Consider the following 14,286-nt stretch of genomic DNA (forward strand, 5'->3'; position numbering starts at 1 on the left):
ATTGCGGCGGAAATCCAGTCGATCGGAGAGCGAAGATCCTCACCGAATGGACGATGGAGATAGCTTCATCCAGGTCTGATCGGGGTCCCGATCAGCGCCGCGCCTCTCGCCCCGACAGCAGCAGCAGGCCCAGGATCAACCCGCCGAACAGGATGCTGCGCCAGCCGGGCGAGGCGTTCACCACGGTGATCAGCGCGGTGATGGTGACCAAGAGGATCGCCCCCGGGATGGTGCCGGCATAGGTGCCGCGCCCACCCAGGATCGAGGTGCCGCCCAGCACCACCGCGGCGATCGAGGTCAGCAGATACGGGTCGCCGATGCCGACATAGCCCTGCCGATTCATGCCCAGCACCAGCACCCCGGCGATCCCCGCCATCAGCCCGCTCAGCGTGTACAGCAGCACCGTCGTCCGCCCGATGTCGACGCCGGACAGCCGCGCCGCCAGCGGGCTGGTGCCGAGGGCGAAGATCCGGGCGCCCGCGGCGGTGCGGTGCAGCAGCACCAGCACCCCGGCCGAGACCACGAGCCACAGCAGGATGCCGACCGGCACCCCGGCCGGGCGGGCCGAGCCGAGCCATTCCACCACCGGGTTGCGCACGGTGATGGCGCTGCCGCCGGCGACGATCACCAAGAGGCCCTGCAGCAGCGTCGCCATCGCCAGGGTCATGATCAGCGGATGCACCCTGAGGGCGGCGATGCCGAGGCCGTTGAGGAAGCCGATGCCTGCGGCCACCAGCAGCGTCGCCGCCACCCCGACCAGCCCGGTCGGGTCCCAGGCCACCGACAGCAGCGGCAGCACGATCGCCGTCACCGTGATCACGGCGCCGACCGCGAGGTCGATGCCGCCGCCGATCACCACCAGCGTCTGCCCGGCGGCGACCAGGCCGATCACGGCCGCCAGTTCCAGCAGATAGCGCAGATGGCCATAGGCGCCGAAGCCGCGGGTCAGCAGGCTGGCGGCGATCCACACCGCGGCCACCACCAGCCAGGCCAGCACCACCTTATGCCGCAGGATCGCCGGCAGCCTGGTCGCGATTGCGCTCATGCCCGCCTCCAGCGGATCTGCGGCAGCGCCACGGCGCCGACGATGATCAGCCCCTGAGCGATGTACTGCGCCACGGGCGGAAAGCCCAGGAAGAACATGACGTTGATCATGACGCTGAGCAGCAGGCTGCCGGCGATGGCGCCGCGCATGGTGCCGGCCCCGCCGAGGAAGCCGACCCCACCCAGCACCGCCGCGGCGATCGAGTTCAGGGTGAAGGGCGTGCCGATCACCGGGTCGCCCGACCCCGTCTGCGCCGACACGAACAACCCGGCCAGCGCCGCCAACATGAAGCTGATCGCATAGGCCACGATCTTGGCGAGGTCGACCGGCACGCCGGAGCGGTAGGCGCCGACCGGGTTGTCGCCGGCGGCATAGAGGCCGAGGCCGATCGGCGTCGCCAGGTACAGCTTCCAGCCGACCGCGAGCAGCACCAGCAGCAGCAGCGCCACCGGCTGGTTGCCCGCGAGAAGATCCGACAGCCAGTCGGGCACGTCGCCGCCCGGCCGCGGCAGCACCAGCAGGGCCGCGCCGCCGAGGATGAAGGACCCGGCCAGGGTGACGATGATCGCCGGCAGCCGGAACAGCGCCACGATCGCCCCCGCCCCGGCCCCGACCGCCAGCCCGATCGCGGCCACGGCCAGCACCCCGCCGGGCACGCCGAGCAGCCCGTCGAAGCTGGTCGCGGCGACCACGGCGCCGAGGCTGACCATGGCGCCGACGGCGAGGTTGATGCCGCCGGTCAGCATGATCATCGCCTGGGCCATCGCCACCAGCGCCAGCGGGAACCAGTTCTGGGTGAATTTGGCGACGCCCTCGACGCTGACCAGCCCCGGGAACAGCGCGACATACAGCGCCAGGAACAGCGCCACGATCAGGTACAGCCCGCGCAGCCCCTGGTGCCGGCGGCCCTGGATGGCTCGGTAAAGCGCCGCGCTCATGCCGCCAGCCCCGGCGCCGCGACGCCCATGGCGGCGCCGACGATCGCCTCCTCGCTGATCCCCGGCCGCTCCAGCGTCGCCACGGTGCGACCGGCGAACATCACCGCCACCCGGTCGCAGAGATGGACCAGCTCGGGCGTGTCGGAGCTGAGCAGCACGATCGCCTTCCCCTGCGCCGCCAGCGCCCGCAGCATGACGTAGATCTCCCGCTTGGTCTCGACATCGACGCCCCGCGTCGGGTCGTTCAGCAGCAGCACGCGCGGCGCCAGCGGCATCCACTTGGCCAGCGCCACCTTCTGTTGGTTGCCGCCGGACAGCGCCTGCACCGGCCGTGCCGTGTCGCCCTTGATGGTCAGGCGCTTCGCCAGATCGGCCACTGTCGCCGCCTCCGCCGCCCGGTCGCGCAAGCCCCGCGCCGGCCGTGCCAGCGTCGGCAGCATCAGGTTGAAGGCGATGCTGTGCGGCAGCAGCAGCCCCTCCTTCTTGCGGTCGGCCGGGATATAGGCGAGGCCGGCCGCCGTCGCCTCGGTCACCTTGGCGAAGGGCCGGTCGGCGCCGGCGATGCGCGCGGCATCGGCCGCCGCCGGCAGGGCGCCGACGAGGCCCAGCAGCAGATCCTCCTGCCCCTGCCCGACCAGCCCTCCGATGCCGACCACCTCGCCATAGCGGACCGTGAGATCAACCTCACGCGCGGCCCCCGCTCGGAAGCCCTTGATCTCGATCGCCGTCTCCGCCTGGGCGGCAGGCTGCCAGGCCGGGAACAGATCGCCGGGATCGCGCCCGACCATCAGCCGCACCAGCCCTTCCGGGTCGACGCCCTCCAGCTTCCGGTCGGCGGTGCGGCTGCCGTCCTTCAGCACCGTGGCGTAATCGCAGAGGTCCAGCACCTCGTTCAGCCGGTGCGAGATGTAGAGGATGGCGACGCCCTCGTCGCGCAGCCGCCGCACCAGCCGGGCCAGGGTCTGCGCTTCATGCGCCGACAGCGAGGAGGTCGGCTCGTCGAGGATCAGCACCCGCGGCCTGCGGTACAGCGCCTTGGCGATCTCGACCATCTGTCGGCGGCCGAGCGACAGGGCGTCGACCGGCAGGTCCAGCGGCTCGTCCAGCCCGACCAGGGCGCAGGCCGCCCTCGCCCTCTCCGCCAGGGCGCCGTAGTCGATCAGCCCGAGCCGCCGCGGATAGGCGCCGAGGCCGATATTCTCCGCGATCGACAGGTGCGGCGCCAAGCTCAGCTCCTGCTGCACCACGGCGATGCCGGCGCGCTGGGCCTCGCGCGGCGTCAGGTGGCCGGCGCCGCGGCCGTCGACCGTCAGCGACCCGCCATCGGGCCGCAGCGCCCCGGACAGGATGTTGATCAGGGTCGACTTGCCGGCCCCGTTCTCGCCCAGCAGGGCGTGGACCCGGCCGGGATGCAGCGCAATCGAGACGTCGCGCAGCACCGGATTGCCGAAGAAGGCCTTCGAGACGCCCTCGGCCGTCAGGATGGGCGACGCCGTCACGGCGCCGCCCCCAACCCCCAGGCTCACTTCGCCGCCAGCAGCTTGTCGAACAGCGCCGTGTCGTACTCCGAGAAGATGTAACCATCGGCCGGGAACTTGTCGGCCCGCGCCAGGTAGCCGTCGATGCTGGCGTCGTCGATCACCGGCAGCGGCACCTTGACGAAGGCCGGCACGTCCTTGCCCGACAGCGCCTGCACCGCGGTGTAGACGGCCAGCGCGCCGAGCCAGTTCGGCTGCATCGTCGCCCAGCCCTTCATCTCGTGCTGCTTCCACAGCTCGAGGAACTGGCGGTAGTTCTCGCCGGTGGTCGGCACGAAGGCGCGACCCTGCCGGTCCATCGCCAGGATCGCGCCGGCCGACAGTGCGCCGCCCATCGACAGGATGCCGTCGATCTCCGGGTTGGCGAACAGCAGGCTGGTCACCGCCTCCTGCGCCGGGGCGACATTGTAGTCGGTGTTGGTCTCGGCCAGCACCTCGACCCCCGGATTGGCGGCCAGCACCGGCGTCGCGCCCTTGCGGCGGTCGTCGCTGACCGAGATGCCGGCCGGGCCGTTCAGCACGATGATCTTGCCCTTGCCGCCCATCGCCTTGACCAACCACTCGGCCGCCTGCTTGCCCCAGTCGAGCGAGTCGGTGTTGATCTTGGCCGTCACCTTGTCGGTCTGCACCAGGCTGTCGAAGTTGATCACGGCGATGCCCTTGGCGCAGGCGTCGGCGACCACCCGGTCCAGCGCCGTGGCCGATCCGGCGATCAGGATGATCGCGTCGACATCGGCGTCGATCATCGACTGGACCTGCTGGATCTGCGTGTTGGCGTTGCCCTGGGCGTCGGTGATGACCAGCTTGTCGACCAGCCCCTTGGCCTTCAGCTCGTCCACCATCCCGGCGATGGTGCCCTCGGTCTGCTTCATCCAGGTCGGCACGGAGTAGATGTTGGCCCAGCCGACCGTGAAGGGGGGCTTGCGGTCGCCCTTGATGCAATTGGCGGCGGCATCGGCCGCACCGGTGGCGGCGACCAGGGCCGCGATCGCAAGAGCGGCACCGCAGACGGCGCGGCGCGCCAGATCCTTCGTCATCATCCTCTCCCTGTTTGATCCGGACCGTCGCGGGCCGGTGCGTCGTCGGGATGCTGCGACGCCGTCACACCGGCCGCAATCTTCCGCTGCGGGCCGGCGACGGGACGACATCATCCACGCGCATAGAGAGACGAGCCGGCAGGATTCTGTCAAGACAACGTTGTCATCGAGAGTGATCGAAGGCTGGGCGGCGATGCTGCCGCCTCACAGCCCTCTGGGCATCAGGAGCCTCGCCGCGAGGGCCTTCACCTCGCTGTCCTGGAACGGCTTCGACAGCATCGGCCGGGCGACGAACCGATCTTCGATCCGGTCGCCGGCGCAGGACGACACGAAGGCGAACGGAACATTGCGCTCGGCCAGGATCTGCGCGGCCGGGAAGACCTCGTCACCGCCGGACAGCTCGACATCGAGCAGGGCGGCATCCACGCCGTCATGTCCCGCCAGCTCGACGGCTTGCTCCAGGCTCGCAGCCGGCCCCAGGACGCGGATGCCGGCCCCGGCCAGCGCCTCCTCCACCAGAACCGCCGTGAGGAATTCGTCCTCGACGACGAGGACGCAGGGTTTTCGCTCGGGCACCATGGGCCGTTCCTCCGTATTGCGCTTCTATTGCAACAGCCGGGGCGGCAGAGGAGTGCAAGTAGCTTTCTTGCTTATTTCCGAGCGATGCGCGACCCGGGGCAGCCACTTTCTCAGACACTTGCCCCCTCTGCCGAAGGCGTGCATCACCATCGAGCCCACAGCCTGGAGCCCGACATGCCCGCCAACGAACGCGACGACGAGCTGCGCTACGCGATGACCCAGCTGGAAGCCTGGCTGGCGCGGTGGCATGCCGGCCAGGCCCCGAACGGGGTTCAGTCGGCCGCGCTCAAGCGCGCGGTCGGCGAGCTCCACATCGACGAGGGCGAGGTCCATGACGACGCCGAGCCCTCGGCGCATGAGGAGATCGCCAACCTGCTGGCCGCGGCGGATCCGGAGCATTCAGCCCTGGTCGAGGCCGGCGATGCCTCCGCCGTCGACTACTCGCTGCCGGAGTTCGAGCGCGACATGGAGCTGCTGCGGCCGAAATACGAATATCTGAGCTGGCACGGAGGCCGCCCGGTCGGGAACGCCTAGTCAGACGGCTATGGACCCGACGCCGAAGCGCTCTCCCGCTGGGCGGGCACCGTGAACTGAAACACGGCTCCTTGCGGCTGACTCGCCTCGACCCACAGCCGGCCGCCATGCGCCTCGACGATCGATCGGCAGATCGCCAGGCCGATGCCCGTGCCGCCGGGCTTGGTCGTGTAGAAGGCCTCGAACAGCCGGTCCATGCGGCTCGGGTCGACACCCGGTCCCGAATCCCGCACCGTCACGCGCACGTCGCCGGCCTCGGACCTGCCGGTGCTGATCAGCAGCTCTCGCGCCCCCCGGCCGACTGCGCTCATGGCTTCGACCGCATTGATGACCAGGTTGAGGGCCACCTGTTGCAGTTGGACCCGATCGCCTTCGATCGGCGGCAGGCCGTCCATGAGGTCCGTCCGCACCGAGACGGCGTTCTTCCTCGTCTCGCCTGAGGTGAGCTCGATCACCTCGCGGATCGCATCGTTGATCTCCAGCCGATCGTTGCGGGGCGGCGCCTTCCTGACCAGGGCGCGGATCCGGCCGAGCGTGTGGCTCGCGCGATTGCTGTCCCGGACGATACGATCGAAGGCCGCCCGGGCCTTGTCCAGATCGGGCCGCGGGCGGTCCAGCCAACGCAGGCCTGCCATGGCATTGGTCACCGCCGCGGCGATGGGCTGCTTCATCTCATGGGTGATCGAGGCGGCGAGATAACCCAGGGTCGCGAGCCGATTCTCGTGAGACAGCTCCATCATCGCGACCATGTCGATGCCGGCGGTGGCCCGGCAGATCTCGGCACCGGCAGGCTCGTGATCGTCGCTCGACGCTTGCATCGCTGGATCCCCTCAAGCCGGCTCTCGAAGACCTCGATATGGAGGCCGTCATTCGGCGGCCCGATGTCGTCGGGCCGGATCTGCGTCATCGCGATCGAGACCGGATGGCCACGACGTCCGGCGCCGCGGAGCACAGCACTCGCCACTTCATCTTCCGTACTCCGTCGAGCGCGACATGAGCGACAGTAGGGCGTCGCTCCATGACAGGATGCCGGGATGATACGCACGATGCCGGATGGCCGTGAGTTTACTCTTGTAAAAACAGGTAAAGCCGCAGCCGGCCCGGCGTGTCGACGCCACCATCTTCACGATGGTGCCGGGCTTGCGGCCCGTCAGTCCGGCTGCGGCCGAAGCGTGCCGATCCATGCGCCGGCTGTCCTGAGATCGCTCGTGTCGTAACCCTCCGTGAAACGATCATAGACGGAGGAAAGGAGCTCACAGGCCTCCGCGGCCTTGCCGCTTTGGTGCCGAAGCTGGGCCAGGCACGTGACGGCCCGCAGTTCCCATGACAGGGCGCCCTGCCGCCGCGCCCAGGCCGAGGCTTCCCGGAAGTTCTCCTCCGCCGTCGCAATCGATCCTTTGGCCCAGGCGAGCCGGCCCTTCACGCGCAAGAGTTCCGATATGCACCAGCGATCCTCATGGGCCGCGCACCGGGCCAACCCTTCATCGACGGCGACCAGCCCCTCCTCGATCTCGCCGGCATCGCACATCGCTTCGGCCAACATGCTTAGAATCAACGTGATATGGGCCTCGAACCCGGTATGCCGCAGCTTCGCGACCGCCGCTCGCAGGAGCGGCAGCCCGGTTCCGGGATTGGTCGACCGGACCAGCCGGATCGCCTCGAAACAGCGGCCGCAGGCCTCCCAGATGAAGAAGCCGTGCTTGGTGGCGAGATCGAGCAGCAACGCGGTCAAGCGCCCTGCCGCGTCCAGATCGCCCACCAGCAGCGCGAGCGGTATCGCGGTTTCGCTCAAGACGTATTGCAGCGTCATGACATGGCCGAGCGCCTGAGCGTCTGCCAGCGATCCTTGCGACATGCTCAGCGCCTGGTCGGGCGCACCCTGCAGCCAGAGAACGCGGGCAAGGTTCGCGCGTCCGACAATTCTGTGGTCCACGCGAAAGCCGGCCGTATGCCATCGATGCAGATCGCGCTCGTAGCGTGAAAGCATATACTCAAGAATCTGTTTGGCCTCAGCCTGCTCACCAAGATAATGCTTCGAGATCGCGGTGATGCGCTGCCCCATCAGAAGCTTTGCCGTGTCGCCGCGTTTTGCAGCCAGATCGCAGAAGCGTTCCGCAAAGCCCAAAGCGATTCGGGGAGAACCGCCATAAAGCCTCGCATTCCATAAGCCCCATAGCGCCCGTGCCTCGTAGTCTGATTCGCCGAGTTCGGTGGCGAGTTCAAGGGCGCGCAACCAGGCCGCATCGGTGGCTTCGCCAGGGCCTCGCGTATAGACCAACGCCGCTCCCAGCGCCGAGCGCAGCCGCATCTCGCTATGCAGATCATGACCAGGGTCCGCCTCGATTGCATCGAGTGCCCGCTCGGCACTCGCCACGCAGGCGTAGATCTGGCCCAGGTCAAACAACAATATTGCGGCGGCGACGGAAAGCGAGACGCCGATTGCCGGATCGCCGCCGGCCGAGAATGCCCAATCGAGCGCCGAGCGTATGTTGTCGACCTCCTGACGATAGATGGCCAGCCACTCGTCGGTGGAGCGCCGGGCCCACTCGGCCCGCGCTCGATCCAGGAGGTCACGGTAAAACTCGGCGTGGGCCCGCGAGGCGAGTGGAGCTTCTCCGCTGTCACGGAGCTTTTCGATCGCATAGGCGCGCGTCGTGTCGAGCAGTCGGTAACGCACGGCGACGTCACTCACATCCGCCGAGATCAGCGACTTCGCCATCAGGTTCGACACCCCGCCGACGACCTCGGGACCGGCGATGTGACCGCCCGCGGCCACGGCACAGGCTGATTCGAGCGTGAAATCGCCGGTGAATACGGAGAGGCGTCGCAGGATGATGCGCTCATCCTCCGACAGGAGCCTGTAGCTCCAGTCGAGTGTCGCGGCCAAAGTCTGCTGCCGTGCCGGAGCGGTCCTTCGCCCCTGGTTCCCCAGCCGGAACCCGTCATTGAGAAGGGCCGCGAGTTGGTGGATCCCGAAGGCATCGGTGCGGGCGGCCGCTAGCTCGATCGCGAGTGCGATCCCATCCAGCTTGCGGCAGATATCCGAAACGATGGGCGCCTCGGCATCGCTGAGCTCGAAATCCTCCCGGCTCGCCGTTGCGCGTTCGACAAAGAGCTGCACCGCCGGAAAGCTGAGCGCCTCCGCCGCCGTCGGATCGGACCGGCGGGGCGGGCTCGCCAGCGGCAGCAGGCGATGCACGTGCTCTTGTCTCAATCGCAGCGGTTCACGGCTGGTCGCCAGGATGTCCACGTTTGGCGCGCTGGTCGCGATCTGCTCCGCCACGGCGGCCGCAGCCCCGATGACGTGCTCGCAGTTGTCGAGCAGGATCAGCAAACGCTTATCCCGCAGATGGTTCGTCAACCTCTCGATGACATCCCGTGAGCGAATTTCCAGCCCGAGCGCGGAGGTCAGAGTGGCCGGAACGAGTTGAGGATCGCGCAAGGGCGCCAGATCGACGAACCAGACCCCATCATCATAGGCGGACATCAGGGCGTCGGCCGCGGCAAGTGCAACGGTTGTCTTACCGATGCCGCCGGGCCCGACGATGGAGACGAGCCGGTACTGCCGCAATTGCCTCAGCAACGCGCCGAGACTATCGGCGCGGCCGATGGTCCGGATCAAGGAAGGCGGCAGGTTGTGCATGCGCTGGACGGCGGAGCTCTGAGCCACCGGCGCCGGCTCGCAGGGCTCCACCGGCGCGACGAAACAATAGCCGCGGCCGGTAACGCTGGCGACATAGCGATGGCCGGGCCGACCTTCGCCGAGCGCCTTTCTCAGCGCCGTGATCTGGACTCTGAGATTGGCTTCTTCGACGACGACGTCGGGCCAGACGCGCGCCATCAATTCTGCCTTGGTGACCAGCTCGCCCGACCGTTCGACCAGCGTGGTCAGAATCTCCAGGGACCGGTTGCCCAGGCGCACTGGTCTTTCCCCCTCCAGAAGGAGCTGCCTGGACGGAAGGAGGCGGAAAGGACCGAACGAATAGGCGCGTTCGCGCGAGGCGGACGCGTCGACCACGGTTTTGAACCCCTTTGGCAATTTCTAGCTTGGCCACAGGATATGGGTGCAGCCCGGGCTTGTCCATTCCGGGCGTACGGGTCGATGCTGGCCCGCCGGGCACGCCTGGCTTGCCGGAGTGCCCGGCCGCCGCCATGTCCTTTGGACGACCGAAGGGGAGAGAGGCGATGCCCGGCACCGACCGAGACGCCGAGCTGCGCTATGCGCTGGGCCAGCTCGAGCAATGGCTGCAGCGCTGGCAGGCCGGCCACAGGATGACCTCGCGCGAGCGCTGGAACATCCGGTTCGCCGTCCAGCAGCTCCAGGCCGACGAGGGCGCGAGGCAGGACCCGGACGTGGTGACCAAGGCGGACACCATGATCGACCCGATCCGGCGAATAGATCCCGCCCTGCCCGACCAGCCCGACGCCAGCGCCGCGCCCGAGATCGACTATCCCCTGGAGCAGTTCGAGCGCGACCTGGAGCAGCTGCGGCAGAAATTCGCCTATCTCGAGGGCGATTCCGTCGGAGCGGCTGACGGGCCAGCGCGTTGACGTTAGTGCCTGACGCCTGACACGCAGCAGTCGTGAGGGACCGGAGCCGGCGCGGCGGATTTGAGCCAGCACCGGGCTTTGGGGCCTTGCACTCCACCCCTGACATAGGTGTAGGCGACGCACATGGCGTCCGCCGCGCAGGCATCGCGGCACAGTTCCGGGACCTCCTGGATCAGGTCGGAATCCCTGAAGTCCAGGCCGGGGCGATTGGTGTTCGGCTCGAGCGTGAATTCAAGGCTGCCGTCACGATGCGCCGTGCACCCGCCGGTCGCCGGGTTCCACAGGATGTAGCCACCCTCGAAGTCGCCGCGGCGGCCGCCCGCAACGTCGATCTCGTCGCTGACCGGGAAACCGAGCCAGGAGCCGGTTCCGCCCAGGCCCTGGTAGGCGGAGCCGATGCAGCCATGTACGGCGAAGGATCTGCCGGCCAGGGGCCCGTCGCGGTGCCAGATGATGACGCCGCCCGTGAACGTCCCATACCGCCCGGTCGTGCCGGTTGACGAACGGCCTGCCTCGTCCTCGTTGCCTGTCGCGCAGCCGAGGAGTCCGGCTTCGCCCCCGAATTCCTGCCATTTGGCGAGAATGCCGGACCCGAGCGTGAATCCGCAGGCGCCGTCGCCGGTCACCACGGGCGGCTTGAAGGGCGTGTCGGTGCCGCCCTTGTACAGATAGATGACCTGCAGCATCCCCGCACCGCGGAAGCCGAACTGAAGAACGAAATACGCATAGGGGCGAGTGCTGCTGTGATCGTAGACGTCGAGACGGATGATCCGCGTCGTGCTCGTTGGGGCACCGCCGTCATTGGTGCCGAAGGCGAAGCGGGTGGCGATCGTATCGGGGCCGGTATAGAACCGGTCCCCATCCGTGATCGTCATCTGCTCTTCGGACACGGCCGGGCTGCCGCCCTTGCTGCCGATGGCGGTCGTTCTGGCGTCCGCGGCAATCGCCCCGCCGCAGGGCGGCGTGATGTGCAGCAGCTCGCCGTGCAAGCCCAGCTGCACATCGGATCCTTCCGGCAGCTGCGAAACGTCTCCGAAAAAATCCCAGCTGAAGCGCACCTGCTCCGAGCCCCCCGGACAGCTGGACAGCATGTCGTCGCCGCTCAGCTGGAACTCGAGGAAACCGCCCTTGCCGTCCAGGCGTTTGCTGATGACGGTCGCGCTGCGGTAGAGCTTCTCCGTGTTGATCCTGATGTCCTGCAGCGTCCAGATGTCGTCCTTCGCGGCGAGCGCCTGGCCGCGTGGCCCGAGGCCGGCAAAAACCGTCGCAAGGACGGCAAGAAGGACCGCTCTGAGAAGAAGATCGAATGCGCCGCGCGCTGACTGGATCATGATCCCCCTCCCGAGGATCATTCGCCGCTGCGCATGATTGCATATTTCGAAGAAAAGCGACATGGCGTCTGATGCATCGAGTATTCGAAGGCAATCGTTTCGGGCTATCCGGCACATCGGCAGTGTCGTGAGAAATAAATCTCAGAGTACTTCTGATTATATCATGGGAATTGCGCCGCACCGCATTCTGGTCGAGGCAATGGAGTTAGGAATTCCGGTGAGAGTCCGGAATTGACGCAGCTTCGGTGAGCGGAGCAGGTCGGGCAGCCGCCTGCGCGTCCGGCGCTCGGACCGAACACGTGACCGCGCCGGCGAAATGCCGCCCTAATGCGGCTCCGTTCAGCGGCATTTTATCATTTGATATTTTGCATTGAATTTCAATGCCGTACGGAACGGTGCGGCCATGAAGTCTATTGCTTTGGTGTCGTCTCTCCCACCCGGGAGGGACCCCACCTCCGGAGATTGCTGATGCTCCGCACAGCACTTTTCGCTGCCCTTCTTTCCGTCGGCGTCGGCGGACCGATGGCAGCAGCCCAGACCACCACCCCCTCGACCGATCCCGGCGCCGCGACGGACGCCAAACAGGGCGTCGTTCTCCCCTCGACCGCGGGCCTGCAGAAGGGCGCCAACAGCTTCACCGAGGCGCAAGCCACGTCGCGATTGGAAGACCACGGATTCACCGGCGTCACCGGCCTGACCAAGGACGATGCAGGTATCTGGTGGGCGACGGCGTCCAAGGACGGCAAGAGCGTCAAGGTCGGGCTCGACTACCAAGGCAACGTCGCCACCCAGTGACGGCCTTCCACCGCATCATCAGGAGATAGCCATGTCCCGGGTCACGATCACCGGTCTGTTCGACAATCCACAGGATGCCGCGGATGCCCGCCGCGACATCGAAGCCTTCGGCATTTCGCACAATGACATCGGCTTGCTTGCTCACGGTTCGGAGTACACCGCCGGGGACGCCGACCACTCTGACGCGGGGTCCGGCGCCGGGACCGGAGCTGGCATCGGCACGGTGCTGGGCGGTGGCGCCGGGCTCCTGACCGGGCTCGGGGTCATGGCCATTCCCGGCGTCGGCCCGATCGTCGCCGCGGGCTGGCTGGCAGCCACGCTGGCGGGCGCGGCGGCCGGAGCCGTGGCCGGCGGCGCCACCGGTGGGCTGATCGGGGCCATGACGGGTTCCGGCGTCGATGAGGACTCCGCCCATGTCTATGCGGAAGGCGTCCGCCGCGGCGGCACGGTCCTGACGGTCCAGGCCGACGAGGCTCAGGCGAGCCAGATCCAGGCGATCCTGCTGGAGAACGGCGCAGTCGATGCCGCGGCTCGCGGCCAAGCGTATCGCGCCTCGGGCTGGACCCGCTACGATCCCGCCGCGCCCGCCTACACGCCGGAGGAGATCGCCCGCGAACGTGACCTGTATGGCCGCGGCGACACCCGCATCTAACCGCACTGCCCCCTGCTCGGCCGCTGCCGGGCAGGGGAACGCGCTGATACAGTGAAGGCCGCTCATGCGGCCTTTACGGCTGCTGGAGCGGCTCGCTGGTCCGACGACGCCGTTTGGATGGCCAACGATCGCCGACGAAGGTTTGCCCCGAATGCAACGAGGCCCGCCACCACCGGGTGACGGGCCTCGTCGAACGAGAACGGATCAGTGGCGGCTGGCGTCGCGAATCGCGTCCTTGCCCTTGCCGATTTCCTTCTGCAGCTTGCCTTCGGCCTTGTCCATCTTGCCTTCGGCCTGCATTTTCTTGTCGCCCATGACCTTGCCGGCGGCATCCTTCACCGCGCCCTTGGCCTGCTTGCCGGCGCCAGCAATGCGATCCTTGTCCATTTCAGCTCTCCTACGAGTTGCCGTACAGGATCAATGGCGTTTCGGTCCGGCCGGTTCCAATAAATTAAGAAGATCGCTGCGAATTACGGCGAGGCGATCGCGGCGATCAATCATGTCGATCAAGCAGGGCGACCTCCGGCATTTGGTTTAGGTCCGGCGAATTCGTAAACGCAATGTTCATTGCGCTCACCGGCACAGCACGTTCATTATATGTTCCATGAAGGAGATCCCTGCTGATTTCGACCCCCGGGCCTATGGCTGCGGCTGCGCGCTTCAGCAGTGCGAGATGCTCTCGCGCTTGGCCGAGATCGGCATGCAATTGGCCGAGGCGGCCGGCGCCCGCGCCCTCGCCGCCCAGGCGGCGGAGGCTCAGCCCGCGGCTGCGGCCGAGGCCCCGGAAGCTCAGCCCCAGGCCGCGGCCCCTGGTCTCGCCTTCGCCCGCTACGCCCATCTGGTGCGCCAGACCCTGGCCCAGCGCGCCCGCGCCGTGAAGGACCTCTGCGCCCGCGGTGGCGGGCGCGACGATCGCCGCGCCCGCCACCGCGAGCAGGTCGAGACCATGATCAGCCGCCTGATCTGGAGCGATGCCGAGGACCGCGGCCGCGCTGCGACCCTCGACCTGCAGGCCGCCCAGGCCTTCGCCGACCTCTACGCCGACCAGGAGGATCCGGTCGAGGACCGCCCGGTCGGGTCGGCCGCGTCCGGGCCGGCCATCGACGACCTCGCCGCGCCCGCCGTGGCCGTCGATATCCGGGCCGGGCTGGCGGTCCGGATGCGGAGCCCGATGTCGAGACGCTGCTCGACACCGAAAGCTTCGGCACCGCCGTGATCCGCCTCTGCCGCTTCCTCGGCTTCGACATCGGGAACGACCTCGACATTCCGCTCGACGACGATGACGA

At 67.9% G+C, this 14,286-nt stretch carries 14 protein-coding genes; 5 read left to right on the forward strand and 9 right to left on the reverse strand.

Annotated elements, in window-relative coordinates:
• Positions 1-91: 91 nt before the first annotated feature.
• From AB4Z01_RS09040 to AB4Z01_RS09060, 5 genes are all read right to left on the reverse strand, one after another.
• A complete protein-coding gene (locus AB4Z01_RS09040) occupies positions 92-1,045 on the reverse strand; it encodes an ABC transporter permease (protein ID WP_441692572.1) in 954 nt (317 codons plus the stop codon).
• Positions 1,042-1,983, reverse strand: a complete 942-nt coding sequence (locus tag AB4Z01_RS09045; protein WP_441692574.1) for an ABC transporter permease — start codon at positions 1,981-1,983, stop codon at positions 1,042-1,044. Before AB4Z01_RS09045 ends, AB4Z01_RS09040 begins: the two co-directional genes overlap by 4 nt.
• Positions 1,980-3,482, reverse strand: coding sequence for a sugar ABC transporter ATP-binding protein (locus AB4Z01_RS09050; RefSeq protein ID WP_441692575.1), 1,503 nt, complete (start codon positions 3,480-3,482; stop codon positions 1,980-1,982). Before AB4Z01_RS09050 ends, AB4Z01_RS09045 begins: the two co-directional genes overlap by 4 nt.
• Positions 3,483-3,505: 23 nt before the next feature.
• Entirely contained in the window at positions 3,506-4,558 is a 1,053-nt protein-coding gene (locus AB4Z01_RS09055) for an ABC transporter substrate-binding protein (protein ID WP_441692577.1), read from the reverse strand.
• 204 nt (positions 4,559-4,762) lie between these two features.
• Positions 4,763-5,137 (reverse strand): response regulator, encoded by a 375-nt coding sequence (locus AB4Z01_RS09060; RefSeq protein WP_441692579.1) that lies wholly within the window; start codon positions 5,135-5,137, stop codon positions 4,763-4,765.
• A gap of 174 nt (positions 5,138-5,311) precedes the next feature.
• Here AB4Z01_RS09060 and AB4Z01_RS09065 point away from each other — a divergent pair, with 174 nt between their 5' ends.
• On the forward strand, positions 5,312-5,671 hold the full coding sequence (locus tag AB4Z01_RS09065) for a hypothetical protein (RefSeq protein WP_441692581.1): 360 nt from the start codon (positions 5,312-5,314) through the stop codon (positions 5,669-5,671).
• Positions 5,672-5,679: 8 nt separating this feature from the next.
• On the opposite strand, the gene AB4Z01_RS09070 is transcribed toward AB4Z01_RS09065, so the two are convergent.
• Positions 5,680-6,489 carry a sensor histidine kinase gene (locus AB4Z01_RS09070; protein ID WP_441692582.1) on the reverse strand — a complete coding sequence of 270 codons (810 nt, stop codon included), beginning with the start codon at positions 6,487-6,489 and terminating at the stop codon, positions 5,680-5,682.
• Between the two features lie 332 nt (positions 6,490-6,821).
• Positions 6,822-9,593, reverse strand: coding sequence for an ATP-binding protein (locus AB4Z01_RS09075; RefSeq protein ID WP_441692583.1), 2,772 nt, complete (start codon positions 9,591-9,593; stop codon positions 6,822-6,824).
• Between the two features lie 263 nt (positions 9,594-9,856).
• Between AB4Z01_RS09075 and AB4Z01_RS09080 the strand changes: the two genes are divergently transcribed.
• Positions 9,857-10,222, forward strand: coding sequence for a hypothetical protein (locus tag AB4Z01_RS09080; RefSeq protein WP_441692584.1), 366 nt, complete (start codon positions 9,857-9,859; stop codon positions 10,220-10,222).
• Positions 10,223-10,224: 2 nt separating this feature from the next.
• On the opposite strand, the gene AB4Z01_RS09085 is transcribed toward AB4Z01_RS09080, so the two are convergent.
• Complete coding sequence (locus AB4Z01_RS09085; RefSeq protein WP_441692585.1) at positions 10,225-11,553, reverse strand: PAN domain-containing protein; 1,329 nt, start codon at positions 11,551-11,553, stop codon at positions 10,225-10,227.
• 468 nt (positions 11,554-12,021) lie between these two features.
• Between AB4Z01_RS09085 and AB4Z01_RS09090 the strand changes: the two genes are divergently transcribed.
• Positions 12,022-12,348, forward strand: coding sequence for a hypothetical protein (locus AB4Z01_RS09090; protein WP_441692587.1), 327 nt, complete (start codon positions 12,022-12,024; stop codon positions 12,346-12,348).
• A 31-nt stretch (positions 12,349-12,379) separates the two neighbouring features.
• Complete coding sequence (locus tag AB4Z01_RS09095; protein ID WP_441692589.1) at positions 12,380-13,000, forward strand: hypothetical protein; 621 nt, start codon at positions 12,380-12,382, stop codon at positions 12,998-13,000.
• A 204-nt stretch (positions 13,001-13,204) separates the two neighbouring features.
• Here AB4Z01_RS09095 and AB4Z01_RS09100 read toward each other — a convergent pair whose 3' ends face one another.
• Positions 13,205-13,387: a CsbD family protein gene (locus AB4Z01_RS09100; protein ID WP_441692590.1), complete on the reverse strand. Its 183-nt coding sequence runs from the start codon at positions 13,385-13,387 to the stop codon at positions 13,205-13,207.
• Between the two features lie 286 nt (positions 13,388-13,673).
• Between AB4Z01_RS09100 and AB4Z01_RS09105 the strand changes: the two genes are divergently transcribed.
• Positions 13,674-14,216, forward strand: a complete 543-nt coding sequence (locus AB4Z01_RS09105) for a hypothetical protein (protein WP_441692591.1) — start codon at positions 13,674-13,676, stop codon at positions 14,214-14,216.
• Positions 14,217-14,286: the final 70 nt, after the last annotated feature.

The sequence above is a fragment of the Inquilinus sp. YAF38 genome, from assembly GCF_052113205.1.
Lineage (GTDB): Bacteria > Pseudomonadota > Alphaproteobacteria > DSM-16000 > Inquilinaceae > Inquilinus.

Bases quoted from the DNA above. Each gene is read 5' to 3' on its own strand.
- AB4Z01_RS09040 (WP_441692572.1), bottom strand. From the start codon at position 1,045: ATGAGCGCAATCGCGACCAGGCTGCCGGCGATCCTGCGGCATAAGGTG.
- AB4Z01_RS09045 (WP_441692574.1), bottom strand. From the start codon at position 1,983: ATGAGCGCGGCGCTTTACCGAGCCATCCAGGGCCGCCGGCACCAGGGG.
- AB4Z01_RS09055 (WP_441692577.1), bottom strand. From the start codon at position 4,558: ATGACGAAGGATCTGGCGCGCCGCGCCGTCTGCGGTGCCGCTCTTGCG.
- AB4Z01_RS09060 (WP_441692579.1), bottom strand. From the start codon at position 5,137: ATGGTGCCCGAGCGAAAACCCTGCGTCCTCGTCGTCGAGGACGAATTC.
- AB4Z01_RS09065 (WP_441692581.1), top strand. From the start codon at position 5,312: ATGCCCGCCAACGAACGCGACGACGAGCTGCGCTACGCGATGACCCAG.
- AB4Z01_RS09070 (WP_441692582.1), bottom strand. From the start codon at position 6,489: ATGCAAGCGTCGAGCGACGATCACGAGCCTGCCGGTGCCGAGATCTGC.
- AB4Z01_RS09080 (WP_441692584.1), top strand. From the start codon at position 9,857: ATGCCCGGCACCGACCGAGACGCCGAGCTGCGCTATGCGCTGGGCCAG.
- AB4Z01_RS09085 (WP_441692585.1), bottom strand. From the start codon at position 11,553: ATGATCCAGTCAGCGCGCGGCGCATTCGATCTTCTTCTCAGAGCGGTC.
- AB4Z01_RS09090 (WP_441692587.1), top strand. From the start codon at position 12,022: ATGCTCCGCACAGCACTTTTCGCTGCCCTTCTTTCCGTCGGCGTCGGC.
- AB4Z01_RS09095 (WP_441692589.1), top strand. From the start codon at position 12,380: ATGTCCCGGGTCACGATCACCGGTCTGTTCGACAATCCACAGGATGCC.
- AB4Z01_RS09100 (WP_441692590.1), bottom strand. From the start codon at position 13,387: ATGGACAAGGATCGCATTGCTGGCGCCGGCAAGCAGGCCAAGGGCGCG.
- AB4Z01_RS09105 (WP_441692591.1), top strand. From the start codon at position 13,674: ATGCTCTCGCGCTTGGCCGAGATCGGCATGCAATTGGCCGAGGCGGCC.